Genomic DNA, 24,177 nt, shown 5'->3' on the forward strand with positions numbered 1-24,177 from the left:
CCGCTACCCCCTTTGGTAATAGTATTGAAGTGTATCGGGATAAATTTCTGTCGGATAATTCCCGGTAAAGCAGCCAAGGCAAAATCCGTTCGTTCCCTCTGTTTGCCCTAAAGCTGCCAGCATTCCTTCCAAGCTTAAAAAGGTTAACGAATCAGCACTAATAATCTGGCGGATTTCTTCGACAGATTTATCGGAGGCGATCAATTCTTCCTTCGATGATGTGTCGATACCGTAAAAGCAAGGATTTTTTATCGGGGGAGAACTGATGACAACGTGGACTTCTGTCGCTCCTGCCTCTTTTAACAGGTTCACGATTCGTCGGCTCGTCGTGCCGCGAACGATGGAATCATCCACCATGATGACCCGTTTTCCTTCAACAACGCCGCGGACTGCAGACAGCTTCATTTTCACCCCTTGTTCCCGCAACGATTGCGAGGGTTGAATAAACGTCCTGCCGACATACTTGTTCTTGATTAACCCCATTTCATAAGGAATCCCGGCCGCTTCAGCATAACCGATCGCTGCGGAAATACTGGAGTCTGGAACACCCGTTACCACATCTGCCTCAATCGGCACCTCAAGGGCCAGCCGTTTCCCCATGTTTTTCCTGGCTGTATGGACATTAACGCCAAGAATATTGCTGTCCGGCCTGGAAAAATAAACATATTCCATCATGCACATCGCTTTTGTTGAACTGACAGCAAACTGTTCTGACTTTAAGCCTATATCATTGATAATTAATAATTCTCCCGGTTCAATATCACGAATATACTGGGCTCCGATGACATCAAAGGCGCATGTTTCCGAGGCGATAACATAGGCATCACCTAGACAGCCGAGCGATAGCGGTCGCAGGCCATGCGGGTCCAATGCCACCATTAGCTCGGTCTCGGTCATGATTAAATAAGCGTAGGCCCCTTTTAGCATTGACAAGGCATTTTTCACTTGATCGCTGATGTTGGGAAAACCGCTTCTTCTGATCAGATGGGCCAATACTTCTGAGTCGGAGCTCGTCTGAAAAATACTTCCTTGTGCTTCAAGCTGGTGCTTTAAGAAATTGGCGTTGACCAAGTTTCCATTATGGGCTAGCGCCAAACTGCCGGTTTGGGAATGGAACAGGAGCGGCTGAACGTTCTCGTAGCCGCCTCCTCCTGCTGTTGCATAGCGGACATGGCCGATGGCCGCCGATCCGGTTAATTCAGCCATGCTTTCTGCGGTGAAAATTTCCGTTACTAATCCTTCTCCCTTTACCCCTTTTAACATTTTGCCATCGGAAACAACAATCCCTGTTCCCTCTTGGCCACGATGCTGAAGGGCATGAAGGCCATAATAGGTCAGCTGGGCGGCATCATGGTGTCCCCAAACACCAAAGATGCCGCACTCTTCATTTAATCCCTTGATTTCAGCAAGCATGGGATCGCTCCTTTCCAGGCTGCGCGTAATTCGGCAACTTCCGCCTCCAAAATGTTTTCCCCTTCGACGGTAATGTTCAGGCTGCCGGTTTGATTCACTTGACCAATCAGCTCGGCTGCTACTAAACTTTCAAACTGTTGTTGATCTTCTTTTTTCACCGATAATAGGAAACGCGACTGCGATTCGCTGAATAAAGCTGTGACCGGGTTGCCATTTAAGTGGATGTCTGCCCCCAGTTCCCCATTGTCAAAAAGACATTCTGCCAAAGCAACGGCCAAACCGCCCTCTGCTAAATCATGTGCCGACTGCACGACACCGGCGCGAATAGCCGCCAGTACCTGATCCTGGCGTTCTTTTTCAAGCTCGATGTTTATTTCAGGGGCCTTGCCGTAGATTCTTCCGTTGTTAAGCAGCTTTTGCAGTTCGCTGCCGCCAAATTCCGGTTTTGTTTCCCCTACTAAATAGATCAGGTCGCCGCTGTTTTTGAACGGCTGCGTTGTAATATGGTCAAGATCGGTGACAAGCCCCACCATGCCAATGACCGGGGTTGGATAGACGGCCGTACCGCTTGTTTCGTTGTATAAAGAGACGTTCCCACCGATGACCGGAGTTCCAAGGACACGGCAGGCTTCACTAATGCCGTCGGCGGATTTTTCTATCTGCCAAAATACTTCCGGCTTTTCCGGGCTGCCGAAATTTAAGTTATCGGTAACCGCTAATGGTTCGGCACCGGAGCAGACAAGATTGCGGGCCGCTTCAGCGACGGCAATTTTCCCACCGGTTTGCGGATCAAGATAAACAAAGCGGGAATTACAATCGGTTGTCATCGCCAATGCTTTCTTAGTACCTCTAATCCGAAGGACGGCGGCATCAGAACCCGGTGCCACAACTGTATTTGTCCGTACCATGTAGTCATATTGTTCGTAAACCCATTCTTTGCTGGCCACCGTTGGCTGTGACAGAATTTGGATGAATGTTTCTTTTATGTCGTCAACCTGTGGAACTTCTGGAGCCATCGCTTGGAACTCGGCAAAATATGCAGGTTCTTTTGAAGGCTTATGATAAACCGGGGCATCCTCCGCCAGTGCATCGACCGGAACGTCGGCAACGATTTCTCCATGATGGATTAGACGCAGTTTTTTATCATCGGTGACAGTACCAATTGCCACTGCTTCCAGATCATATTTTTTAAACAAATCAATAATTTCCTGCTCTCGGCCTTTTTCAATGACAATCAGCATCCGCTCTTGTGACTCCGACAGCATCATTTCATAGGCAGTCATTCCGGTTTCCCGCTGTGGTACAAGGTCGAGGTTCATTTCGATCCCCATTCCGGCCTTGCTTGCCATTTCTGCCGAAGAACTGGTGAGGCCGGCTGCTCCCATATCCTGAATCCCCACTAGAGCATCTGATTGTACTAGCTCCAGGCAGGCTTCAAGAAGCAGTTTTTCCATGAAAGGGTCACCAACCTGTACAGCCGGGCGTTTTTCGTCGGACTGTTCGGTCAATTCTTCCGAAGCGAAGGTGGCTCCATGGATCCCGTCCCGGCCAGTTTTCGCGCCTACATACATGACCGTATTGCCAGCACCGTGGGCCTGACCTTTCTTAATATCCTTATGGTCGATCAGACCAACACACATGGCGTTTACCAGCGGATTGCCCTCATAGCTTGGTTCAAATTGCACCTCACCGCCAACTGTTGGAATTCCAATACAGTTACCATAGCCAGCGATTCCGGCAACAACTTCTTTAAATAAATATTTAACGCGGGCCGAATCAAGCTCCCCAAAACGGAGGGAGTTTAGCATCGCAATCGGTCGGGCACCCATTGAAAAAACATCACGGATAATTCCGCCTACCCCTGTGGCTGCACCTTGATAGGGCTCAATCGCCGATGGATGGTTATGACTTTCGATTTTGAACACAACCGCCTGATTATCGCCAATGTCGACAATCCCCGCACCCTCGCCTGGACCTTGAAGCACTTTTTCCCCCGTTGTCGGGAATTTCTTTAAGACCGGCTTGGAGGTTTTATAGCTGCAATGTTCCGACCACATGACGGAAAACAAGCCCGTTTCTGTCCAGTTCGGAATGCGGCCAAGAATATTTTCAACCATCGTAAATTCTTCATCAGATAAACCCATTTGTTGATAGAGTTTTTCGGCTTTGATTTGCTCTGGATTTGGTTCATGCTTTAACAACATGCGATTCCCTCCAAGTCTTTACGATTGATTGAAACAGTTTCAGCCCGTCTGCGCTGCCTAAAAGGGCATCTACAGCCCGTTCCGGGTGCGGCATCATTCCGAGGACATTTCCGTTTTCATTGATGATTCCAGCGATATTTTCGAGACTCCCGTTCGGATTTTGCTTATAGGTAAAAACAATTTGCTTTTTTGCTTTCAAGTTTGCTAGAGTTTCTTGATCACAGTAGTAATTCCCTTCGCCATGGGCGACTGGGATCGTAATCGTCTGACCTTCCTCGTAGCTGTTTGTGAACATAGTGGTGTTGTTTTCAACCTTCAATTCAACCGGCTTGCAAATGAAGGAAAGACTTTCATTTCGCCGCATTGCCCCGGGCAAGAGGCCTGCTTCTAAAAGGATTTGAAATCCGTTGCAGACACCAAGGATTGGTTTCCCGGCATCGGCAGCTTTGATGACCTCTTGCATCACCCTGCTGAAACGGGCAATTGCACCAGTACGGAGATAATCGCCATAAGAAAAGCCGCCCGGAAGCAGGATTCCGTCATAACTGTCTAAGGTGTCAGCATCATGCCATACATATTCTACTTCTTCCCCGAGCTCATCCTTAATCGCATGGTACATGTCAACATCACAATTGGATCCCGGAAAGACAATCACCGCAAACTTCACTGCACGACACACTCCTCTATCTCGTATCGGTAATCTTCAATGACTGGATTTGCAAGCAGCTTATGGCAAATTTCATCAACTACCTCATTGATCTCGCGTTCCGATTTTTCGATTGTCAATTCCATGTATTTGCCGATGCGAACATCGGTTACTTCTCGATAATTTAACGAATTTAGCGAATGGGTTACAGCCTGGCCCTGCGGATCCAAAACACTTTCCCGTAATATGACATATACCTTTACTTTATACATGCTGGTGACCTCCAAGTTTTTCTAAAATCTTTTCATACGCTTCTGTCAGGCTGCCTAAATCACGGCGAAATACGTCCTTATCCAACTTTTCGTTTGTTTGTTTGTCCCATAGACGGCAGGTGTCTGGGGAGATTTCATCGGCCAGTAAAATTTGTCCGTCCTGATCCTTACCAAATTCCAGCTTGAAATCGATTAACCGAATGCCAAGGTCAGCAAAAAAGTCTGTTAGCACTTTATCAATTTGTAGTGCCTTTTCTCGTAATATAGCTATCTCTGATGCACTTGCTACCTTTAGTTCATAAATATGGTCTACGGTGACAAGCGGGTCGCCAAGTTCATCATTTTTCAGGTAGAACTCCACGATGGGAGCAGTTAATGGTGCCCCCTCCTCAATTCCCAATCTCTTTGACAGACTGCCGGCAGCAACGTTGCGGACAACAACCTCAAGCGGGATGATCGCCACCTTTTTGACAAGTTGTTCATTTTCCGAGACACGCTTAATAAAATGCGAATCGATACCGTTTTCTTTAAGCTTTAAAAATAACAAACTGGTAATCTCGTTATTTAATTTGCCCTTACCGGCGATTTCCGCCTTTTTTTGTCCGTTGAAGGCGGTAGCAGAATCTTTGTACTCAACAAGAACAACCTGTTCGTCCTCTGTTGCATAAAGTCGCTTCGCTTTTCCTTCATATAGCAGTTCCTTCATTGTGGATCACTCCTATTTTTTAATATTGGGAATTTTTTTATTATCTGTAGGGGCAGGTGAAGCCCCTACATCATGCTTGCGCTTAGGTTTTAAAGCTAATTGTTGACCATCATTTAGTCATTTAGCCCGAGTCGATCAAAGATCATATCGACATGTTTAAGATGGTAATGATAATCAAAGCAATCGTATAGCTCTTCCGGTGACAACAGAGAAGTAATTTTTTCATTGGCCTCAATCAGGCTGCGGAATGGCACCTGTTTCTCCCATGCTTCCATTGCTCTCGGCTGTACCGTATCATACGCTTCTTCCCGGGATAAACCCTTATCAATCAGTGCCAACAGGACACGCTGGGAATAGATCAGCCCGAGGGTGCGGTCCATGTTGCGTTTCATATTTTCCGGATAAACCGTCAAGTTTTTCACAATCCCCCCGAAGCGGTTGAGCATGTAATTCAAGGCAATCGTCGCATCCGGTAAAATAATCCGCTCAGCAGAGGAATGGGAAATATCACGTTCATGCCAGAGCGGCACATTCTCATAGGCGGTCATCATATAGCCGCGAATCACACGCGCCATCCCTGTCATGTTTTCCGAGCCAATTGGATTGCGCTTATGCGGCATCGCTGAAGACCCCTTTTGACCCTTGGCAAAAAACTCTTCGACCTCACGGGTTTCACTTTTCTGCAGTCCCCGCACCTCAACAGCAAATTTTTCAATCGAAGTCGCAATCAATGCCAGCACCGACATATAGTGGGCATGACGGTCACGCTGCAATGTCTGCGTCGAAATCGGCGCGGCCTGCAAACCTAATTTTTCACAAACATATTGCTCGACAAACGGGTCGATATTGGCATAGGTGCCAACAGCGCCGGAGATTTTTCCAACGGCAATTCCGTCTGCCGCCTGCTTAAACCGCTCGAGATTACGTTTCATTTCTTCGTGCCAAAGCGCCAGCTTTAATCCAAAGGTCGTTGGCTCGGCATGGACGCCGTGTGTCCGTCCCATCATCACGGTGTATTTATGTTCGATTGCCTTATTTCGCAAAATCTCAATAAAGTTTTCGATGTCCTTCAATAAAATCTCGTTGGCCTGCTTTAATACATATGAAAGCGCCGTATCAACAACATCTGTTGACGTTAAACCGTAATGAACCCATTTCCGCTCCTCGCCTAATGTTTCCGAAACAGCACGGGTAAAGGCGACGACATCATGTCTTGTTTCCGCTTCAATTTCCTTAATCCGCTCAATATTAAAAGAGGCATTTTGGCGCAGCCTTTGCACATCCTCTTTTGGAATCTCACCTAATTCCGCCCATGCCTCACAGGCAAGAATCTCAACCTCCAGCCAGGCATTAAAACGGTTCTCCTCTGTCCAAATCGCACCCATTTCCGGTCTTGTATAGCGATCAATCATTTTACATTTCCTCCGATCTTTTGCTTAACTCCATTCCAAATCTTGCTGTTTTCGACCTCAGCCAAAGCCGCTTCAACTGAATCTCTTAATAATGTCACATGCCCCATCTTCCGTTTGATCTTCGCATCCTTCTTCCCGTATAAATGAATCTTCCAGTCTGTTAGGAAAGGAATTTCGGCAAAAAGCTGCTCTAAATGCTCTCCTAATAGGTTGACCATTACGACCGGTTTTAATAGCTCAGTACTTCCCAGCGGCCAATTGCAGATAGCACGGATATGCTGTTCAAACTGTGATGTCATGCTGGCCTCAATCGAGTAATGCCCAGAGTTATGCGGCCGTGGTGCCAGTTCATTTATGTAAATCGTTCCTTCTTCGGTGACAAACATTTCAACTGCTAAGATCCCCACTAATCCAAGCGAGTCGGCAATCTGCTTGGCTTTTTCCACTGCCCGTAACTGCAGACCGACAGAAATCCTTGCCGGTACAATGGTTTGATGCAAAATATTTTCGACATGAATATTTTCCCCAACTGGAAAAATCGCTGTTTCACCGTTAAATTTCCGCGTTACAATCACTGAAATTTCTTTTGTAAAGGGAACCCATTTCTCCAACACACAGGCTCCATGTTTGAGTAGATCCTCCCCCTTTGCCAAGTCCTGTTCCGTCTTTATGACCAGCTGCCCCTTGCCATCATAGCCACCTCTCGCTGTCTTCAGCACCGCCGGATAACCAACTTTTTCTATTTTTAAAAATAAATCTTCGATCGTTTCAATTACCTCATATGGTGCAACCTCAACACCGGCCTGACGAATTGCCGCTTTTTCTTTGATCCGGTCCTGAGTGATGGCCAACAGCTCGGGTCCTTGCGGGACATACGCCTGATCGCAAATCCACCTTAGTGTATCGGCATCGATATTTTCAAATTCATAGGTAATAACATCACTGACCGCGGCCAATTTACTGATTGCTTCGCGGTCATCATAGGCTCCAATCACTTCAATATCGGCTACCTGGCCGCATGGAGAATCGGCAGTCGGCTCTAATACTGCCACCCGAAAACCCTGTGCCTTTGCTGCCAGCGCAAGCATTCTCCCAAGTTGCCCACCGCCAACAATCCCAATCGTAGCACCCGGTAAAATAACCTTATCAAACAAGTTGATCACTACTTTCTAACACTTCTTGACGGGTTGCCTCTCTTCTGGCCGCCATCCGTTCTGCTAAGACGACATCCTCTGTCGCGATAATTTGGGCCGCCAAAAGTCCGGCATTGACCGCCCCGGCCTTACCAATTGCCACCGTCGCTACCGGTACACCGCCAGGCATTTGCACAATCGACAATAACGAATCCAATCCGTTCAGAGCTCTCGATTGAACGGGAACGCCAATGACTGGCAACGTTGTTTTAGCGGCCACCATTCCCGGAAGATGCGCTGCTCCCCCTGCACCGGCAATAATAACTTTTAGGCCCCTATCTCTCGCCTCTTCTGCGTATGTAAACATCAAATCAGGTGTCCGATGGGCAGATACCACTTTTTTTTCATAGCTAACCCCCAGTTGCTCCAGCACATCGCAAGCATGCTTCATCGTTTCCCAATCCGATTTACTTCCCATAATCACTCCAACCTGTGTCATCCAAAGCCCCCCTTTTTTAGGTATACCTATGTACGTGGCTTGCCGCCATTTGCCAATTAAAAAACCCGAAGCAAACAGCCTCTCAAAAAAGAGAAAGCCATTTGCCCGGGCATAGAAAAAATCAGGTCAACACAAAGCAAGGGCCTACGCCCTCCGGTTGCCGAACATATTGACTTTCCCTCATAGTCCAATAATTTACGGTTATTGGGTAGAAACTTATGGGCCATATTCCCATGGATATACGAGGGTAATGGAATTTCTTATTGACTACCTTTATCTTAACAGGTAAATCATCAAGGTGTCAATAAATAAATCGAACGATAATTTATCTTATTCAGTAAAACGTTCGGGTTTTACTTAATTAACTTTGCCTCAAAGACGATTTGTCGACCGACTGGTTCATAAATTGCCTCATTTCCTTTTTTTATTTCTTGAAAAATCGGCTTCTCAATCCTGCGAACTGGTACGTATCCTTCCTGTTTCATTCTATTAAGACATTCATCAATACTTTCATATTCCCTGACTTCAAATTTCTTTTTACTCATTTAAACAGCTGCCCTCGTTTCACTGATTTCACCCAAAAACCGCCGTGAATCGTTTTTGGCTCGTATGATATGATAAAGGCTTTTGGGTCCAGACTTTTGATGGTGTCATAAAGCTTTAATTCTAATTTTCGCGGAGTCAAAATTTGCATTGCCATCCGGTTTCCCTCCAGACCATGGGCCTGCCAGTCCGTGACCCCGTAGCCCTTTTCCCTTATGAGTTTAGGCAAGTCTTTATCCCACTCAGTAGTAATGACATTGACTGTAATATAGCCCAATGCCAGCTTTTCTTCAATTTTCATCCCGATAATTACGCCGATGCCGTACCCGACGGCATAGGCAATCAAATTCTGGATTTCATTAAGGTTTTTTAGAACCAGTCCAAGTCCGAGTACGTAAATGACCACTTCCACCATACTCAGACAGGCAGCTAAATAACGCTGGCCTTTTAGCGTTAGAATCATTCTGATCGTAAAAAATGATACGTAAACAATATTTATTATAAGGATAATCGCAACCATTACAAAACTATTTTCTAACATGGATAATCCCTCCATATGAAAGATTCTCATTTCACTTTAGCACAAATTTTTATTTTGTTAACCCTAAAAATTGCACAAACTAACATGAGGTGATTTTCATGCTAAAAAAGTTGATTAGATTGCTGGTTGTGCTGCTTAGTTTTTTTTCCATGCCATCATGTACAGGTTTCTGCAGCGAAACCAATGCTGGCGGCTTTTATCAGAAATGACGACCTCTGGTTGAAAATCGATAAGCAAGAAAGACGGCTGACGAACAGGGAATATATCCGCTTTCCGAAATGGTCCAAGGATGGCAGCTGGATCGCCTACTTAAGGGGGAGAAAGGACAGCAGAAATCCCGACGAACTGTGGCTTTATCATCTTCCGACCAACAAACACTTAAAAGTGAAGGAAGAGGTAAGTAACCATTTTCAGTGGTCGCCAAGGAAAACGGAACTGAGTTTTATGATACAGAATGATGTATATGTATTAACGATAGAACCTTCAGAGACCTTATCTATTCGTCTCGTCGCGAAGTCAATCGAAAACTTTTCCTGGTTGCCAAGCGGTGACGGCCTATTAGTCTCAAAAAAGAAAAATCAACTGCTCAATTCTGATATTCTTTTATACCAAGTGATGTTAGGGAAAAATCAACAGGAACCTGTAATCAATCACTTTTATACGGTGCCGGTTGGAAGCAATGAAATTGTGGTCAGTACAAGCCAGTTTAAGTGGTCACACGACCACAGATGGCTTAGCTTTTTACTTGTCCCGACCGCCTCAGTATCTGCAGACAGCAACACGCTTTGCATCCTTTCCGCGGACGGAAAATTATTTCGCCGCATCGATGAAATAGATTGGTTTCGCTGGGCACCAAAGAAGAACATTCTTGCCTATATTAGCGGGACTGGCCGAGAAGCAAACATAAACAAACAATTGCGGGCCATCCAGGCCACCTCCACAAAAGGACTTGTCTACACACCGGATGGCTTGGTCGACGGTGACTTTACCTGGAAAAACGACGGCTGGTTATTTGTTTCCCGCCTGGTTGAAGATGAACAAGCCCCATTGCATCTAAGACCCCTACCAAGTTTGTTTAAAGTAAATGCTTCTACCGGAAAGGCCAAGCCGGCCAGCTACCCTGAATTAAATGAAGGCGATTATGCACCGGAGTTTTTCAACCGACAGTTATTTTGGATCAGTAATACAAATCCACGAACCGCCGATGTCATGTTTTCAGATGGGAGAAATGTGGGGAAACATTGGATAAAAAACATAACCCTGGCCAGTTCGTATTACGGCAAGTGGAATTGGCAGGAGGTATTTAGTTTGTATCGCCTTTAAATGGTGTCAGGCACCATCCGTGGACAAATGTCCGTGTGGGGTGGACAGTTTGTTAGAAATCTCCAAGTTGCCTGACACCAGCTTTTGTTCTTTGTCTCTATTTTTCCTTGAGACGTTTGCCTGTTCTGAATACTTTAGCGCTGCGGATATATTCAACATCTTTGTGATGTAGACGAAAATTGATTACTCGCGCCAGGGCAAAGAAGTAGTCGGATAAGCGATTTAAGTATTGCAAAGCGGTTTCCGAAATCTCGGGGAAGCTTTCCTTAATGAAACAACTAATCTTTCGGCTCTTCGTGTGATTGCCCTGGCGATGTGGATGGACGCAGCGGCCGGAGTTCCTCCTGGTAAAATAAAATGTTCAATGTTAGGAGCTTCCGCCATCAACAGGTCAATCTTCTTTTCCAGCTTGTCCACTGATGCTTTTTTCAGCTTTAAAGGACGGGTGGCAGTAACATTGGCTAAATCTCCTCCACAATCAAATAGTTCATGCTGAATGGTTTCAAGGTCAGCCAAAATATCCTGGAAAAGCTCTCCATCCAGTTGGGTTATGGCCTGGCCCAGAAAGCAGTTCACCTCATCGACGGTTCCATACGCTTGGACACGAATGTCATCTTTATCCACTCTGCCGCCAATGATACTTGTTTGCCCTTTGTCTCCTGTACGTGTATAGATTCTCATTTGACATACCTCTCCTTACATGTCTTGATGGCTGATGATAGACGAAAAAACTTAAAGGCCCTTCTATTAAAGATTTCGCCATGCGACAATCGCCCCGACCAACTGGTCATTGGCATCTGGTGATTTGATGGCAAACCTCATCCACGTCCCTTCCAGTCCGACGAAATTCATCGTATGACGGGGAATCATCCCTTGTGTGATGAGAAATTGATAAAACGGAAATTGGTCTTCCAATGAAGGGTCTCTTAGCAAATAAAAGTTCGTACTGGACGGAGAAACTAGGAAGTTTTCCGCAACATAAAAATCTGTCAGCCTTGCTTTTTCTGCTTCAATCAGCTTAATTGTTTTGGTTATATGGTTTTCGCTGGAAAGACACCATTCCCCTACCATTAAAGCAAGGGCATTTATACTCCATTCAGGTTGAAATTTACCAATCTCTTTAATCATGGTTGGATCTCCCAGCAAATAACCAAGCCGGATCCCCGGAATGGCAAACATTTTGGTCATTGAGCGAATCACCAGTAAATTTGCGAAATCCTTCATATATTCGACAATGCTCTCATAGGTGGGAACAAAATCGTAAAAAGCTTCATCCACAATCAAAAGACAGTTATTTGTTGCGCATTTCTCCAGCAAATGGAGGACAACTGTTTTTGGGTAATAAACGCCGGTTGGGTTGCTTGGATTACAAAAAAACATAGCATCTGCATGTTCAAGTTTTCGATCCAGGCCCTCGTCCGCCCACTCCCAATGATCCGGTTTTAGCTGATGATATTCAATGGAACATCCATTCACCCGGCAGACCTTTTCATATTCAGAAAAAGCAGGTTGGACAATGACAACCCTTTTGCCGGAGAGCATCCGGCCTATTAACGAGATGATTTCAGCTCCACCATTTCCGATTAAAACCTGCTCTGCCAGCAATCCTTCCCTCTCGGCAATTCTTTTTTTTAACAGAAATCCCATCGGGTCAGGATAATCGGATATCCTATCATATAATTGATGCCATTGCTCTTTTAACAATGGAGGTGGTCCAAGAGGATTAATATTGGCACTGAAGTCAATGATTCTTTCAGGTTTAGGCATCTTTAAGGCTTCAAATAAATAATTTAAATTTGCTCCATGCGCTGGCCATTTCAAGCAGCATTCCCCCCAGCCATCTCAATCATGAAAAATTGTATCCACTTTTATCAAAACTTGCGCATATCCTCAAACTTATCCATATAGTAGGAATCCCACCAAAAACTATTCTCGTCATTCAATTCCAATTCGATATATCCGCCATTTGTGATGATCCCCATGTCATAGCCATATATATTCCCCAGCAATTTGATAATACTGCCATGGGTAATAATCAAAAGTGTTTGTTTTTGATGAGTTTCCTTTAGCATATTGATCCCTTTTATGACTCTTACCTTGACTTGATCCAATGGCTCCATCCCAAAGCGGCTGTCAGGAATTTCTTCACAGTCAATCAAATATTTCCTCTCTATGTCCTCTATGGATTGACCTTCCAAAAAACCAAAATGCCGTTCCCGAAAAAAACGAGAAACGCTGACAGGAACTTGATGGACAGAACTAAAAATATCCGCCGATTGCCGTGCTCTTGCCAATGGACTGGAAATAATCCGCGATACCTGCCAAGGTTCCTTTGTCTCAACAGCTATTCGCTTAATTTGCTCTCTACCTGTTTGATTTAATTCCGTGTCTTGACATCCTTGGATTCTTCTTTGCACATTCCAATCTGTTTGTCCATGTCTGAGAAAAATAAGCTTCATAATGTTTCTCCTCGAAAAAGTCCTGTCTATTCCTGTAAAAAAACGGGAAGTGGCTCGTTCAACTTTTCCTCTTCAAACCATTTAAGCTGTTTTCTTAATTGAACAACATTTCCGACCAAAATGATAGCCGGGTTGGTTATTTGTTCTTTTTCCACTTTGGAGTGAATCGTCTCCAAGGTACCGGTTACCGTCCGTTGATATTCCGTTGTCCCCCATTCAATCACGGCTGTCGGCGTGTCTGCCTTTCTTCCGTTGTTTATCAGTTGTTCACATATATAGTCAAGATTTCGAATCCCCATATAAAAGGCAAGCGTGTCAATTCCCGTCGCAAGGGCCCGCCAATTGATCTTATCCGGCTCCTTATAAAGACGACCATGCCCGGTAATCATAGCAAAAGAAGAGGCATACCCCCGATGGGTAACCGGAATCCCGGCATAGGCGGAAGCGGCAATACTCGAGGTGACACCGGGAACAATCTCATATGGAATTGAGTTCTCGGCTAAAATTGCCGCCTCTTCACCCCCTCGGCCGAAAACAAATGGGTCACCCCCTTTTAACCGTGTAACGATGTTCCCTTCACATGCCTTCTTGACTAATATACTATTAATTCGATCCTGAACCATCGTATGATTTCCCGGGAATTTCCCACAAAAGATTAACTCAACTGTTGGCTTTGCAAAATGTAATAGTTCCTCTTTAATCAGGCGGTCATAGACGATGACATCCGCTTTCTTGATACATTCCAAACCGTAAACTGTGATAAGCTTAGCATCCCCGGGTCCGGCCCCGACTAAAAATACTTTTCCGCTCTTCATCCGACCTTTTCCTTTCTATTAAAAAATGCAGTAAAATGTTGTTTTTGTCTTCATCCGCTAACTTTCCCGCTGCTGAAATTGTTTCATTTTTTGAGTAATGAATTCCATTTTTACATGCTGCCTTACATGCTCTGCAAGACGATCGAAGGCATCCTCCCGTAGTTGGCTGAAAGCAACACGTTCCGTTAAAGGTGCCAAACCTTTGCTTTCCCTTACCTTATTTAAGAAATAGGCACGAAATTCATCATTATGGAAGATTCCATGAAAATAAGAACCGAGTATCTTTTCGGATGAATGCTTGCACCCATCGCATCCCTTTTCCATTTGAATGAACGGGACGGCATTACCTTTCAAATGAGTTTGTCCCATATGAATCTCGTACCCGTTAATCGTAAATTGCTTATTTTGATAGGTTACAACCCCTTTAGATAAAACGGTTGTCTTTTCCGCGGTCATAACGGTATGAATCGGGAGAAGGGCCAACCCCGCCATTTTTTCACAGGTTGTTTCGATATGATCCGGGTCCTGAATCTCCTCCCCAAGCATTTGAAAGCCACCGCAAATTCCAAATACAATGGTATTCCCTTTTGCTTGCAAAGCTAAAATGGCTTCTTTCAACCCGCTTTGCTCGAGGAATTGCAAATCCTCAATCGTATTTTTACTTCCCGGCAAAATAAGGATATCTGGATTTTTCAGTTGATCTGGTCTGCTCACAAACCTTACATCACAGTCTGATTCTGCGAAGAACGGATCGATATCAGTGAAATTGGATATTTTCGGATAACGAATCACGGCAATATCAAGATCTTTCGTCAAATCTTGCTGCGCCGTATAGCTATCGAGAATCAAGGAATCCTCCGCCTCGATAGTTAAATTAGGAAGATAAGGAACAACACCAAGAACTGGTACACCTGTATACTGTTCGAACCAATCAAGGCCCGGCTGCAATAGAGCGATGTCACCGCGAAATTTATTAATCACCACACCGATAATTCGCCGCCGATCTTCCTCTGACAGTAATTGCAATGTACCTACTAAACTGGCAAATACCCCGCCCTTTTCAATATCCCCTACGAGGATGACCGGAGCGTTGGCCAGCTTGGCTACCCGCATATTAACTAATTCACGATCATTTAAGTTGATTTCAGCAGGACTCCCGGCGCCTTCAATGATAATTCGTTCATATTGTTGGTCCAGTCTCTCCAGAGATGCCTTTATGAGCTCCAACCCTTTGTTAAAAAAATCCTCGCGATATTCAAAAGCAGCCATATTTCTATAGGGTTTGCCATTGACAACAATTTGGGATTCGTTTTCCCGGCTCGGCTTGATTAAAATCGGGTTCATGTCTGTCGTTGCCAAAATCCCGGCAGCCTCCGCCTGAACACCCTGGGCACGGCCGATTTCAAAACCATCAACAGTAATGTAGGAATTTAATGCCATGTTCTGTGATTTATAAGGCGCTGTTTTATAACCATCTTGGGCAAAGATCCGACAAAATGCGGTAACTAATACGCTCTTGCCAGCATCGGAATTGGTCGCTTGAATCATTAACCGCTGGGCCTTCGTCATCTGCTGTTCCACTCCTTACACTTGTTAATCCAATTTTCCACCATTTTCGGACATGAGGCAAAGTAAAAATGGCTATACCCGGCAACGAGGTTCCCATTCATGTACCCTTCCGGCTGGGAGTTTCTCCTGCTTGTTGTTTCGTAGGCATACGGCATCTCTGCCTGCGATACATAAACAGAATAATGGAATTCATGTCCTTTGGCTGACATCCCCTGAGATAAAAAGGGATTCCCGGATCTTCCCGTTATTTCACGGTATCCAAGGGCAACTAGATGGCCTTGCATCACTACTTTTCCCGGGATGGCACCGACCATATCAAAGCTTTTCCCATCTTTCGTTTCGATCGCTTCGGTAAGATACATAAATCCGCCACACTCGGCAATCGTAGGCAGACCATTCTTAATCGCAGTCCGTATTGACGCCTTCACAGCTGACCTCATTGATAAAATTTCTGCAAATTCTTCCGGAAACCCGCCGCCTAGGTACAGCCCGGCAGCCCCCTTTGGAAGCGGTTCGTCATTTAATGGCGAAAAAAAGGATAATTCCGCTCCGAACGCCGACAGCAAGTCGAGATTTTCCTGATAATAAAAATTAAACGCTGCATCCTGTGCCACCGCAATCTTTACAGTTTGCTCCTGTTTCCGTGCAAAAATGGACGGGGTGGTTGTAGCGATCGGCGGTGCCTCCGATAAGGCCATTAATTGATCAAGATCAATGGTTTCTGCCACTAGTTTTCCAAGTTTTTCAAAGAAGGAGGCCAATTCACCACGCTCAATGGAAGGAATAAGTCCCAAATGCCGTTCTGGTATTTTAACAGCCGTATCTGCCTTTAAGTACCCAATAACAGGGATGTGACACTCCTGTTCCACAGCGGTTTTTACCAGCTGGTAGTGTCCCTCGCTCCCCGCCTTGTTGGCGATAACAGCCACAATATTTACCTTAGGGGCGAAAGATTGAAACCCTTTGACAATGGCAGCTACACTGCGGGCCATGCTGGCACAATTAACAACCAGGATGACAGGACTTTGGGTAATGACACTAATTTCCGCTGTACTTCCAACATTTGAGGTGGGAGCTTTTCCATCAAAGAGTCCCATGACGCCCTCAATGATTGAAATATCAGCATCCGCACTGGATCGCCGGATAATGTCTTTCACCAAGTCATGGTCCTGCATCCAGCTGTCCAAATTTCGTGAAGGTCTGCCTGTGACCGCTGTATGATAGGAGGGATCAATATAATCAGGTCCACATTTATACCCTTGTACTTGCAAGTTTTTCTTTCTCAGGGCCGCCATTAAGCCGATTGTAAGGGTTGTTTTGCCTACCCCGCTTCCGGTTCCGGCAATGACTAATCTATTTGAACTCAACAATTTCACCCCTTTTCTGGCATGTTTCAAAAAAACTTCCAACTTTATTTGTTCTGACAGCAACTGAGATGGTCACATTACCAGATTTCTTTTTTACTACTGCGAGGCTTGCAGCACCACTATATAATTTGGCCGCCGGCTCGCTGACTCCATATGCTCCCGTATAGTGAAAGACAGTCGTTGATGGCGCCTCCAGCTTGACTGAGTTTAATTCTTCCGAGGTGTAATAATGAAATTCCCAGCCATGATTATCAACGATTTTCCATAACCCCGGCTAATCTTTTTTTATATTAATGGTACATATGGCTTTAACACTATTAATTGAGAACTTTAACTCAGCCAGTGTTTCCTTAATAACAGCTTCAATTTCCTGCTCGGAAGTACCCCGGTTACAGCCCATCCCTAAAACAAGCACTTTCGGGCGATAGATGATGGAAACAGGGAAGGCCGCTAATTCCTGATGACTGATTAAGCGATGCGTGATCCAAATGACTGCATCAGGCTTTGCGGCCAAGGCAGTGCTAAAATCCCCAACGAGCTTAAGATTTGCTGGCAATTCCACTTTTTCCGGCCACCAGGTTCTTTCCCCAGATTCTTGAATAATAACAACACTCTCTCCATTTACAACGGCAGCGCTGACCGCCGTTAAATTTTCCGGTGATTCCCACGTCCAGCCGAATTCTTTTCCCAATAAATCGACCGCAATGGTTTTTTGCCGGTCAGATGCAGTGGTAATGACCGAATGGGCCTGAAGTATTTCAGCCACACGCTCCGTTAATTGGTTGGCCCCGCCAAGATGTCCGGAAACCACGCTGATGGCATATTTTCCTTGTTCATCAACGACAACGACCGCCGGGTCAGTCTTCTTATCTTTTAAATATGGGGCAATCAAACGGACAGCCGCACCTAATGAAAAGAGCAGAATCAAGCCTTTATAGGAGTGAAAAAGTCTTCCGATCAATTCGCTTGCACTTTCATCAAAGGCAAATGCTGCAGCATTGCTCCCTGCTTCTTTCAAAAACTTTCTTTTTACATAAATATCAGTATGGCCTAACGAATTCTGTAATTTCCCGGCAAGCTCTGCTCCGTTTTTGGTAATCGCTACAACGGCATATGGACCAAGCTGCAGATTCATCCTTTCACACTCCGATATCCATGGGGGAAAGCCTTATTATAAAGTTTGGAACGATATTCCTTCTCCAAAATACGTTCATCCAGTGCCCATCCTGCCAGAATCATCGCCTGCTTGCGGACGCCTTCAGCCTTCATCGCCTGCTCCAATTGCGCCAGTGTTGTCCGGATAATCTTTTGGTCAGGCCAGGTTGCCCGGTATACGACAACAACAGGAGTATCATCACGCCAACCGGCTGCAATAAATTCGGACACAACTATTTTCGTTAAAGCAGCACTTAAAAACAAGCCAATGGTGCAATGGTGTGCAGCCAATTTCCGCAATTTTTCACGTTCCGGGACCGGGTCCGTCCTTCCACTCTTGTCAAGATCACCGTTTGGGTAAGATCCGGAATCGTCAACTCTGCACCAACAGCCGCTGCCGCAGCAAATACGGAGCTTACACCAGGGACAATTTCTACGTCGATATTCCTTTCCTTCAGGAGCGCCATTTGTTCCATTATGGCACCATACATCGCCGGATCCCCCGTATGCAGGCGAACAACCTTTTTTCCCTCCAGCAAACACACTTCCATCATATCTACGATTTCTTCCAGATGAAGCGGAGCTGTTTTTATAATTTTCGCATGTGGCTTGACTTCTGTCAGCAGCGCATCATTCACAAGCGAATCAGCATAAAAAATGGCATCTGCTTCCTTTAGAAGCTTTAACCCCTTGACAGTAATTAAATCCGGGTCCCCGGGACCAGCTCCAACAATAAATAGCTTCATTACTTTCTCACCACCATCAGCGATAAATATTCCAACTCCACTCCTGCGAGTTCATTGGTTTTCCAAATGATCTCATCTTCAGAGGTCACTTTTGTGACGACATATGCCCGATCCAGTAAGTTCAGGTCTTTCAGCACCTGTAACATCAGGTCTTTTACTTTGGCTACTTTTATAAATATGATGCAATCATGGTCATTGATGGCCTTTTTCATCTTATCGTAGTCATCGCAAGCCGGAATAATCGCCACATGGTCTTCACCGTCAGCTAGCGGGATACCGAGCCTTGCTGCGGCTCCACCCATGGAAGTAATCCCCGGTACTATTTCAATAACCGCTTCCGGGTGTCTGTCTCTCATTAGATTCATCATAAAGATAAAGGTACTAAACAGGAGAGGATCTCCTTCTGTTACAAAAGCCACATTTTTCCCTGCGGCCAGCTTCTCCCAAATTTGTTCAACAGATTGTGACCACTTCTGATTCAGTTCTTCGGGGTCTTTAGTCATTGGAAAAATCAACCCCAACATTTCCTTTTCCTTTTGGTCAATATATGTGTCGACAATATAATAGGCATAGCTGTTGTGACCGTCTCGTTTTTTTGGGAAAGCAATCACAGGGGATTCCTGTAAAATTCTCGCTGCTTTAACCGTAATCAATTCTGGATCTCCCGGTCCAACTCCCAATCCATATAACCTGCCAAGCATATTATGATTCTCCCTCCCGAGTACCGGTAATAATGTAAATAGGGTTATAGGCTGCAAATCTTGTTAACTGCAGTACCGGCTTGCTTTTTGATATTTGTACAAGGGTGATGCTCACGGAAAATTTTCGTTCTTTCAACATTGTGACGGCATCATTTAGTTTTTCAATAGTGGCTGCATTGATGACAATTTTTCCGCCAGGTCTCAGCCGATCACAGCAAACATCCAATATTGGCGAAAGAGCATCTGAAGCCCCGCCAATAAAGACCGCATCAGGGTCAGCGAATGGCGACAGCCCATCCGGTGCCTTTCCATGGACAAGCGTTAGATCGGCGCGAAATTTCATCATGTTTTTTTGGCAATTCGCCAAGTCATTGATGTTTTTCTCAATCGCATAAACTATCCCTTCTCTGGCAATTCTTGCAGCTTCGATGGCGAGTGAGCCGGTACAGGTTCCGATATCCCAAACGATACTGTCCGCTTGTAAACCGAGTGCAGCCAAAGAAAGAAGTCGCACTTCCTTTTTGGTCATGAGGCCTTTTTCCGGCTTTCGCTGGAAAAACTCTTCATCATTTATCCCGACCGGCCAACGTGGTGCTAATCCTGACTTTTTCAGAATCACAATATTTAAGGGAGAAAATTCCTTCTTCCTTACTTCCTCCAGGTTATACCAGCCTGACTTTTCCGTTTCACTGCCAAGGTTTTCCGCAACAAAAAGACGGTACTCGTTCATCCCAAATGATAATAAGTAGTCGGCCAGGGCCACGGGGGTGTTTACTTTATCCGTCAAGACAGCGACCTTTGATTTTCCATCAATCCGCTGTGCCAGTCCCTTCATCGATCGTCCATGAATGCTGGTGACATAAGCATCCTGCCAAGGCTCACCTATTTTAGCAAAAGCAAGCTGAATCGAACTGACATGAGGATATATTTCCAACCCTATACTGCTTGAGAGCTTGTTACCAATACCGTAAAACAAGGGATCCCCGGAAGCCAGGATGACTGTATTTTTCGGTTCCTTTTGCAATCGTTCCAGAAGCTGTTCCAAATTGCCCTTGATCGCTACTATTTCACCTTTATATTGGGGGAAAAAAGCTAAATGGCGCTCCCCGCCTACTAATCTCTCACTTTCATCAATCCATCTCTGATAAATGGGCAATAAGCTTTCCGGGCCGCCGTCTCCAATTCCGATTAATTTAACAGACTGGTTCATTGTCGTTCCGCCTTTCCTAAGAAGTCACCTGAAAGGGTATAAAGGCTTGTTTCCACCTTCAGTCCACCACCAATTTCAGCCAAAGCTGATTGGCAGCAGTATTCACATATTAACTGAAAGAACTGGTAATTCCCGATCCTGATCATGATTTCAGCCACTTTTGCGGCTGTATTGGCCCGGACAATGTCCGGCAGAATGGTTTCTTTTACTCCTGCTTCTTTGGCAATTTGGGCAAGAAAGGAAAAATTTATCTCAATCTTTCTCGCATGGACGTTCATTTTCCCTTGCGCAATTTTGGAAAACTTGCCAACCATTCCGACCAGCGATACCTGCTTGATCCCTTGCTGCTTACATTCTTTAAGGGCAAATCCAACAAAGTCACCCATTTCAATAAAAGCTACTTGCGGCAGGTAGGGATACTGTTTCATCGCATATTTTTCACTACGTCCTCCAGTCGTTAAGACGACATGCTTACAGCCTGCTTTTCTAGCTACCTTGATCGCCAAGGAAATGCTTGCTGTATAGGCCTCTGCTGAAAAAGGGACGACGATTCCACGGGTCCCCAATATCGAGATGCCGCCAATAATCCCCAATCTTCCATTAAGAGTTTTTTTGGCAATTTCCTCGCCTTTTGGAACAGAAATCATAATTGATACACCGTCCCCCACACCATACTGCCGCAAGATCTCTCCCGCCGCTGCTTCAATCATTTGTCTTGGGACGGGATTGATCGCCGCCTCTCCTACAGGAATTGGAAGACCTTCTTTGGTGACGCGTCCTACACCCTTGCCTCCATCTAAAGCAATTCTGTCATTTTTCCTCCAGGAAACGGTTGATTGAATGAGCGCACCATGTGTGGCATCGGGATCGTCACCACCATCCTTCATAATTCCCGCGGTTACTTGGCCCTTGGAAATGACCATTTCCTCAATGGTGAATTTCACCTGGTTACCGGCAGGAATCAAAATTGTCACTTCTTCTTGGCTTTCCCCGGTAATCAAGGCGATTAAAGCTGCCTTCGTCGCTGCGGTTGCACAGGCTCCCGTTGTATATCCAAATCTAAGTGGCTGGGTCTGTTGATCTAACATCATTCCACCCTTTCTGCCATAATGGCAATGGCATTTACGGCTGCAACAGCAACCGTACTCCCGCCTTTCCTCCCTTGATTGGTAATAAACGGAATATCTAATTTCATCAGCTCTTCCTTTGATTCTGTTGCCGAGACAAAGCCGACAGGGAACCCAATGATCAATCCCGGCTTTGGTGCCCCCTGTTTTATCAGACGGATTAATTCCAGCAAGGCAGTTGGGGCATTTCCGATTGCAAAAATACCACCTTCCGCTTCCTTTATCCCTTTTCGCATGGCGACAATGGATCTGGTAACATTTAAAGCACGTGCTTCCTTGACAACTCCTTCATCAGTAATATATTCATGGACCGAACAGCCAAATTTTTCAATTCGGCGTTTGTTAATCCCGGCACTTACCATCTTGATATCGGTAACAATTTTTTTCCCCGTTTTGATCGCACGGATCCCGGCCTGAATGGCATCGTGATGAAATCGTAAGCTTTTCCCCAGTTCAAAATCGGCTGTGGAATGAATGACCCTTTGAACGATCGGGTATTGTTCCGCTGTATAGGAGTGACTGCCAATTTCCTCGTCAATTATTTCAAAGCTTCGGCCCTCAATTTTTTGTGGTTGAATGGTATATGGTTTAAACTCCGTTTTAAAATCAATCATGGTTCCCTTCCCTTTCTACACCTTTTAAATGATGAATCACGTCTTCAAACGTCCAATATACGGTTCCATAATCGACAGTAGGGCGTTTGATGATGATCGTATCAATTCCCAGCTCCAAAGCAGCTGTCAGTTTCTCTTCTAAAGACCCGACTTTTCCGCTTTCTTTTGTAATCATCACCGTTGTCTTATATAACGCAAACAAGGCTTTGTTAAATTCCTTCGTAAATGGCCCTTGCATCGCCACGATATTCTTCTGGGGAATGTGTAGCCTTTCACATGTTTCCAAGTTCTCTTTTTGCGGAAGGAGACGGATCACCATTCTGACATCTGGCAATGGAAGAAGCTTATCGGCGAACACTGGAAGCGTCTTGCTTCCGGTTGTCAAAAATACCACCCCTTTTTTCCTTGCAGCAAGTTCTGCTGCTTCTTGATAACTATCGACATAGGAGATGGAGGGGTTGTTTATCCTTACTGATTCCCGTTCAAAGCGGATATAAGGAATCCCACAATGCTTGGCAGCCGCAATCGCATTTATACTGGCTTCTTCCGCAAAGGGATGACTGGCATCGACAATGGTGGTGATCTGATTTTGGGCAATAATATCTTTCATTTTCTCCGCCGTTAACCTGCCAACTCGTACGGAAATTTCAGCATCGTGCCATTCTTTTGCCGCATTGGGCGATACCACCGTCGCGATTTGGGAAAAGCCTCTTGCTTTTATTTGGAGCCCCAGATCCCGAGCATCACTTGTACCGGCAATCAGTAGAATCATCGGTTACCGCAGATGTCTTTTTGACTATTATGTCCATCGTGATGTTGGCTTTCGCCATGTTGACAATGATCATGGTGGTGATCATGATGATGCACGTGGTCATGATGGTGTCCTGGCTCATGATGATGATGGTGGTGCCCCGTATGCTTGCTTGCTTCAAAACGATATTGACAGGTATCACAATTCATTCTGACATCTTCCTTAAGTGCCTCATTGATTCGTTCTTTTAAAATAACTTCCAAGTTTGGATGAAAGCCAAAAAAACCCGCAAGTTTAAACTGACAATCAGGATATTTTATTTTTAATTGCTCTACCATTCTTTCAAGTTCCTTGATTAATACCCCCGTAAATAAGAAGTAGGGAAGAATGATAATCTTTTTGGCTTCAAGCTTTATTAAGCGGTTAATTCCCTCTTCTACTGACGGATCTGTCACGGCAAAAAAGGCGGTTTCAACCCATTTATAATCGAGCTGTTCCCATAATAATCGGGAAATTTTGTATAAATCACTATTGGCATCAGGATCACTTCCGCCTCTGCCAACGACAAGCACAGCGGCTTTGGGATCTGGATTTCTTAGTTCCTCACCACACTCCTCAAGCCGTGTCTGACATATTTCGAGCGCAGCCGGATGGATTCCAATCGGTCTGCCGTAGCTAAAATGAATATTAGGATATTTCTTTTTTGCCTGATCAATGGCATTTGGAATATGGATTTTCGAATGACTGGCCTGCAGCAGCATGATGGGAATCAGCGCAACTTCTTCCGCTCCCTTGGCCACGCAATTTGCAATGCCTTGGTCAATCCCTGGTGCCTCAAGCTCCAAAAAACAGAGTTCCAGCAGAAGTGCCGGATCTAATGAATGGTTCAAATTATGTATAACTCGGCGGACTTGATCATTTGCCTCTTGGTCGCGGCTTCCGTGGGCCACCATTAAAACAGCTTTCACGAT

Annotated in this window: 22 protein-coding genes, 3 pseudogenes and 1 riboswitch; of the genes and pseudogenes, 1 reads left to right on the forward strand and 24 read right to left on the reverse strand. The window is 45.2% G+C overall.

Annotated elements, in window-relative coordinates; translation table 11 throughout:
• Positions 1-3: 3 nt before the first annotated feature.
• The 10 genes from purF to RCG24_RS14085 form a co-directional block, all read right to left on the reverse strand.
• Entirely contained in the window at positions 4-1,413 is a 1,410-nt protein-coding gene (gene purF / locus RCG24_RS14040; RefSeq protein ID WP_202653565.1) for an amidophosphoribosyltransferase, read from the reverse strand.
• On the reverse strand, positions 1,389-3,617 hold the full coding sequence (gene purL / locus RCG24_RS14045) for a phosphoribosylformylglycinamidine synthase subunit PurL (protein ID WP_202653566.1): 2,229 nt from the start codon (positions 3,615-3,617) through the stop codon (positions 1,389-1,391). The genes purF and purL overlap by 25 nt, the downstream gene beginning before the upstream one ends.
• Positions 3,601-4,284, reverse strand: coding sequence for a phosphoribosylformylglycinamidine synthase subunit PurQ (gene purQ / locus RCG24_RS14050; protein ID WP_202653567.1), 684 nt, complete (start codon positions 4,282-4,284; stop codon positions 3,601-3,603). Before purQ ends, purL begins: the two co-directional genes overlap by 17 nt.
• On the reverse strand, positions 4,281-4,535 hold the full coding sequence (purS, locus tag RCG24_RS14055) for a phosphoribosylformylglycinamidine synthase subunit PurS (RefSeq protein WP_202653568.1): 255 nt from the start codon (positions 4,533-4,535) through the stop codon (positions 4,281-4,283). The genes purQ and purS overlap by 4 nt, the downstream gene beginning before the upstream one ends.
• Positions 4,528-5,241, reverse strand: a complete 714-nt coding sequence (purC, locus tag RCG24_RS14060) for a phosphoribosylaminoimidazolesuccinocarboxamide synthase (protein ID WP_202653569.1) — start codon at positions 5,239-5,241, stop codon at positions 4,528-4,530. Before purC ends, purS begins: the two co-directional genes overlap by 8 nt.
• A gap of 113 nt (positions 5,242-5,354) precedes the next feature.
• Positions 5,355-6,653 (reverse strand): adenylosuccinate lyase, encoded by a 1,299-nt coding sequence (gene purB, locus RCG24_RS14065; RefSeq protein WP_308077306.1) that lies wholly within the window; start codon positions 6,651-6,653, stop codon positions 5,355-5,357.
• Positions 6,650-7,807 carry a 5-(carboxyamino)imidazole ribonucleotide synthase gene (gene purK, locus RCG24_RS14070; RefSeq protein ID WP_202653606.1) on the reverse strand — a complete coding sequence of 386 codons (1,158 nt, stop codon included), beginning with the start codon at positions 7,805-7,807 and terminating at the stop codon, positions 6,650-6,652. The genes purB and purK overlap by 4 nt, the downstream gene beginning before the upstream one ends.
• A complete protein-coding gene (gene purE / locus RCG24_RS14075) occupies positions 7,800-8,285 on the reverse strand; it encodes a 5-(carboxyamino)imidazole ribonucleotide mutase (RefSeq protein WP_308077307.1) in 486 nt (161 codons plus the stop codon). The genes purK and purE overlap by 8 nt, the downstream gene beginning before the upstream one ends.
• Positions 8,286-8,448: 163 nt before the next feature.
• A riboswitch (purine riboswitch) is annotated at positions 8,449-8,550 on the reverse strand.
• Between the two features lie 88 nt (positions 8,551-8,638).
• On the reverse strand, positions 8,639-8,830 hold the full coding sequence (locus tag RCG24_RS14080; protein WP_202653572.1) for an NETI motif-containing protein: 192 nt from the start codon (positions 8,828-8,830) through the stop codon (positions 8,639-8,641).
• Positions 8,827-9,369, reverse strand: a complete 543-nt coding sequence (locus RCG24_RS14085) for a DUF2179 domain-containing protein (RefSeq protein ID WP_202653573.1) — start codon at positions 9,367-9,369, stop codon at positions 8,827-8,829. The genes RCG24_RS14080 and RCG24_RS14085 overlap by 4 nt, the downstream gene beginning before the upstream one ends.
• A gap of 219 nt (positions 9,370-9,588) precedes the next feature.
• On the opposite strand from RCG24_RS14085, the gene RCG24_RS14090 reads away from it, so the two are divergent.
• A complete protein-coding gene (locus RCG24_RS14090) occupies positions 9,589-10,692 on the forward strand; it encodes a hypothetical protein (protein ID WP_308077308.1) in 1,104 nt (367 codons plus the stop codon).
• A gap of 97 nt (positions 10,693-10,789) precedes the next feature.
• Here the strand turns inward: RCG24_RS14090 and RCG24_RS14095 are convergent.
• From RCG24_RS14095 to RCG24_RS14160, 14 genes and pseudogenes are all read right to left on the reverse strand, one after another.
• Positions 10,790-11,373, reverse strand: a pseudogene (locus RCG24_RS14095) (cob(I)yrinic acid a,c-diamide adenosyltransferase).
• A 66-nt stretch (positions 11,374-11,439) separates the two neighbouring features.
• Entirely contained in the window at positions 11,440-12,513 is a 1,074-nt protein-coding gene (cobD, locus tag RCG24_RS14100; RefSeq protein ID WP_202653576.1) for a threonine-phosphate decarboxylase CobD, read from the reverse strand.
• Positions 12,514-12,563: 50 nt separating this feature from the next.
• Positions 12,564-13,151 (reverse strand): histidine phosphatase family protein, encoded by a 588-nt coding sequence (locus RCG24_RS14105; RefSeq protein WP_202653577.1) that lies wholly within the window; start codon positions 13,149-13,151, stop codon positions 12,564-12,566.
• A 26-nt stretch (positions 13,152-13,177) separates the two neighbouring features.
• Positions 13,178-13,966 (reverse strand): uroporphyrinogen-III C-methyltransferase, encoded by a 789-nt coding sequence (cobA, locus tag RCG24_RS14110; protein ID WP_202653578.1) that lies wholly within the window; start codon positions 13,964-13,966, stop codon positions 13,178-13,180.
• A 57-nt stretch (positions 13,967-14,023) separates the two neighbouring features.
• On the reverse strand, positions 14,024-15,535 hold the full coding sequence (locus tag RCG24_RS14115) for a cobyric acid synthase (RefSeq protein ID WP_308077309.1): 1,512 nt from the start codon (positions 15,533-15,535) through the stop codon (positions 14,024-14,026).
• Complete coding sequence (locus RCG24_RS14120) at positions 15,532-16,902, reverse strand: cobyrinic acid a,c-diamide synthase CobB (protein ID WP_308077310.1); 1,371 nt, start codon at positions 16,900-16,902, stop codon at positions 15,532-15,534. Before RCG24_RS14120 ends, RCG24_RS14115 begins: the two co-directional genes overlap by 4 nt.
• Positions 16,889-18,037: pseudogene (locus RCG24_RS14125) on the reverse strand (cobalt-precorrin 5A hydrolase). Before RCG24_RS14125 ends, RCG24_RS14120 begins: the two are co-directional and overlap by 14 nt.
• Positions 18,034-18,803 (reverse strand): annotated as a pseudogene (gene cobM, locus RCG24_RS14130) (precorrin-4 C(11)-methyltransferase). The pseudogenes RCG24_RS14125 and cobM overlap by 4 nt, the downstream one beginning before the upstream one ends.
• A complete protein-coding gene (gene cobI / locus RCG24_RS14135; protein WP_308077311.1) occupies positions 18,803-19,504 on the reverse strand; it encodes a precorrin-2 C(20)-methyltransferase in 702 nt (233 codons plus the stop codon). Before cobI ends, cobM begins: the two are co-directional and overlap by 1 nt.
• 1 nt (position 19,505) lies before the next feature.
• A complete protein-coding gene (cbiE, locus tag RCG24_RS14140; RefSeq protein WP_308077312.1) occupies positions 19,506-20,714 on the reverse strand; it encodes a precorrin-6y C5,15-methyltransferase (decarboxylating) subunit CbiE in 1,209 nt (402 codons plus the stop codon).
• Positions 20,711-21,805: a cobalt-precorrin-5B (C(1))-methyltransferase gene (locus RCG24_RS14145; RefSeq protein WP_308077313.1), complete on the reverse strand. Its 1,095-nt coding sequence runs from the start codon at positions 21,803-21,805 to the stop codon at positions 20,711-20,713. Before RCG24_RS14145 ends, cbiE begins: the two co-directional genes overlap by 4 nt.
• Positions 21,802-22,452 (reverse strand): precorrin-8X methylmutase, encoded by a 651-nt coding sequence (locus RCG24_RS14150; RefSeq protein ID WP_308079189.1) that lies wholly within the window; start codon positions 22,450-22,452, stop codon positions 21,802-21,804. Before RCG24_RS14150 ends, RCG24_RS14145 begins: the two co-directional genes overlap by 4 nt.
• Positions 22,448-23,227 carry a precorrin-6A reductase gene (gene cobK / locus RCG24_RS14155; RefSeq protein ID WP_308077314.1) on the reverse strand — a complete coding sequence of 260 codons (780 nt, stop codon included), beginning with the start codon at positions 23,225-23,227 and terminating at the stop codon, positions 22,448-22,450. Before cobK ends, RCG24_RS14150 begins: the two co-directional genes overlap by 5 nt.
• On the reverse strand, positions 23,224-24,174 hold the full coding sequence (locus RCG24_RS14160; protein ID WP_308077315.1) for a sirohydrochlorin chelatase: 951 nt from the start codon (positions 24,172-24,174) through the stop codon (positions 23,224-23,226). Before RCG24_RS14160 ends, cobK begins: the two co-directional genes overlap by 4 nt.
• Between the last annotated feature and the right edge of the window lie 3 nt (positions 24,175-24,177).

This window comes from Neobacillus sp. OS1-32 (assembly GCF_030915425.1).
Classification (GTDB): domain Bacteria; phylum Bacillota; class Bacilli; order Bacillales; family Cytobacillaceae; genus Neobacillus; species Neobacillus paridis.

Excerpts from the sequence above, each read along its gene's own strand:
- purF (WP_202653565.1), bottom strand. The coding sequence starts at position 1,413 with ATGCTTGCTGAAATCAAGGGATTAAATGAAGAGTGCGGCATCTTTGGT.
- purL (WP_202653566.1), bottom strand. The coding sequence starts at position 3,617 with ATGTTGTTAAAGCATGAACCAAATCCAGAGCAAATCAAAGCCGAAAAA.
- purS (WP_202653568.1), bottom strand. The coding sequence starts at position 4,535 with ATGTATAAAGTAAAGGTATATGTCATATTACGGGAAAGTGTTTTGGAT.
- purC (WP_202653569.1), bottom strand. The coding sequence starts at position 5,241 with ATGAAGGAACTGCTATATGAAGGAAAAGCGAAGCGACTTTATGCAACA.
- purB (WP_308077306.1), bottom strand. The coding sequence starts at position 6,653 with ATGATTGATCGCTATACAAGACCGGAAATGGGTGCGATTTGGACAGAG.
- purE (WP_308077307.1), bottom strand. The coding sequence starts at position 8,285 with ATGACACAGGTTGGAGTGATTATGGGAAGTAAATCGGATTGGGAAACG.
- RCG24_RS14080 (WP_202653572.1), bottom strand. The coding sequence starts at position 8,830 with ATGAGTAAAAAGAAATTTGAAGTCAGGGAATATGAAAGTATTGATGAA.
- RCG24_RS14085 (WP_202653573.1), bottom strand. The coding sequence starts at position 9,369 with ATGTTAGAAAATAGTTTTGTAATGGTTGCGATTATCCTTATAATAAAT.
- RCG24_RS14105 (WP_202653577.1), bottom strand. The coding sequence starts at position 13,151 with ATGAAGCTTATTTTTCTCAGACATGGACAAACAGATTGGAATGTGCAA.
- cobA (WP_202653578.1), bottom strand. The coding sequence starts at position 13,966 with ATGAAGAGCGGAAAAGTATTTTTAGTCGGGGCCGGACCCGGGGATGCT.
- RCG24_RS14115 (WP_308077309.1), bottom strand. The coding sequence starts at position 15,535 with ATGACGAAGGCCCAGCGGTTAATGATTCAAGCGACCAATTCCGATGCT.
- cobI (WP_308077311.1), bottom strand. The coding sequence starts at position 19,504 with ATGCTTGGCAGGTTATATGGATTGGGAGTTGGACCGGGAGATCCAGAA.
- cbiE (WP_308077312.1), bottom strand. The coding sequence starts at position 20,714 with ATGAACCAGTCTGTTAAATTAATCGGAATTGGAGACGGCGGCCCGGAA.
- RCG24_RS14145 (WP_308077313.1), bottom strand. The coding sequence starts at position 21,805 with ATGATGTTAGATCAACAGACCCAGCCACTTAGATTTGGATATACAACG.
- cobK (WP_308077314.1), bottom strand. The coding sequence starts at position 23,227 with ATGATTCTACTGATTGCCGGTACAAGTGATGCTCGGGATCTGGGGCTC.